The organism is Bradyrhizobium sp. (assembly GCF_049798375.1).
GTDB lineage: Bacteria > Pseudomonadota > Alphaproteobacteria > Rhizobiales > Xanthobacteraceae > Bradyrhizobium.
Genome location: NZ_JBARGP010000708.1, coordinates 1 through 1,679 on the forward strand (window position 1 = coordinate 1; position 1,679 = coordinate 1,679).

2 protein-coding genes and 1 pseudogene are annotated in these 1,679 nt (G+C 66.3%); all 3 read left to right on the forward strand.

What is annotated here, in order from left to right; all coding sequences use genetic code 11:
• A pseudogene (locus tag WA702_RS27645) lies at positions 1–255 on the forward strand (phosphotransferase); the annotation flags it as partial.
• A 212-nt stretch (positions 256–467) separates the two neighbouring features.
• On the forward strand, positions 468–647 hold the full coding sequence (locus WA702_RS27650) for a DUF4089 domain-containing protein (protein ID WP_425113717.1): 180 nt from the start codon (positions 468–470) through the stop codon (positions 645–647).
• Between the two features lie 10 nt (positions 648–657).
• On the forward strand, positions 658–1,679 hold a 1,022-nt coding region (locus WA702_RS27655), incomplete at its 3' end, for an AtzE family amidohydrolase (protein WP_425113718.1).

Consider the following 1,679-nt stretch of genomic DNA (forward strand, 5'->3'; position numbering starts at 1 on the left):
TTCACGGGCTTTGGCGACTACGATCTGCTTGGGCCGAGCGCCTTCATGGCAGCGGGCCGGCCCGGACGCGTGCGCAGCCTGCTCGAAGGCTATGGCTATGCGAGAGCCGATCTCGACGAGCGCCTGAAGCGGCGGCTGCTTGCCCTGATGTTGCTGCATCGGGCCAGTGATCCGAACCGCCACATCTGCATTCCCGATTGGCCCTCGAAAGCCGCCAATCTCTGGGAGCTCCAGGAGCTGATCTGGCCGAACTAAAGCGGATCGCGCCGTCTGACCCGTGCTTCTGGTCAAATAGTGTGCAGAAGCAGCGTTCTGTATGCAATCGGAACGGGCATCGCACATTGCGCGATAGCTAGGACTAACAAGAGATTTCAGCGGGTTAGGACAAGCTCGCCGTTGGCATGAGGCTTGCGAACCACTGATGCCGAATTCCGCGCCGCCGCTTATGGCGCATCGAAAGGCGAGAGATGGCCGAGCCCCTGGACGACTATATCGACGCCGTCGGGCGTGCGCTGGGACTCCCGATCGAGGAGGCCTGGCAGGGCGCGATCCGCGCCAATCTCGAGGTTTCGCTGCGGCTGGCGAAGCTGGTCGACGACTACAAGCTCTCAGACGATGCCGAGCCAGCCAGTGTCTACACCGCTTGATCCCGCCGAGATGACCGCTACCGCCATCGCGCGAGCCGTGGCGAACAAGACATTGTCGGCGCTGGAGGCGACCGAGGCCGTGCTGGCACGGATTGCTTTGCGCGATCGCGCGCTGAACGCGTTCACCGACGTCACCGCCGAGCGCGCCCGCGCCAAAGCGCGTGCGATCGACGCGGATATCGCGGCCGGCAAGCCGGTCGGTCCGCTCGCCGGCGTGCCGTTCGCGGTCAAGAACTTGTTCGACGTGCAGGGGCTGGCCACTCGCGCCGGCTCCAAGATCAACCGCGATCTGTCGCCGGCCGCGCGCGATGCGACCCTGATCGAGCGGATGGAGGCAGCCGGCGCGGTGCTGGTCGGCGCACTCAACATGGGCGAATACGCCTATGACTTCACCGGCGAGAACATCCACGACGGCAATTCGTGCAACCCGCATGATCCGTTGCGGATGACCGGTGGCTCCTCGGGTGGCTCCGGGGCCGCGGTCGGCGGCCGGCTGGTGCCGATCGCACTTGGCTCGGACACCAACGGCTCGATCCGCGTGCCGGCCTCGTTCTGCGGCATCTTCGGCCTGAAGCCGACCTATGGCCGGCTGTCGCGCGCGCGCTCGTTTCCGTTCGTCACGAGCCTCGATCATCTCGGACCGTTGGCGCGGTCGGTCGAGGATCTCGCTATCAGCTATGACGCGATGCAGGGCGCCGATGCGGATGACGCCGCCTGCACGACGCGCGCGGTCGAGCCGGTCACGCCGCAGCTGACGCAGGGCATCGATGGCCTGCGCGTCGCGATCGCCGGCGGTTACTTCCAGCAGAATCTGTTCCCGGAAGCTGTCGAAGCCATTGCACGCGTTACCAAGGCGCTGAACGCAACGGAGATGATCGAGGTGCCGGAAGCGGCGCGCGCCCGTGCCGCCGCCTATGTCATCACCACCGCCGAGGGCGCCTCGCTGCATCTCGATCGGCTGCGCACGCGCGCCAATGATTTCGATCCGGCGGTGCGCGACCGGCTGATCGCGGGCGCGATGCTGCCGGCGCC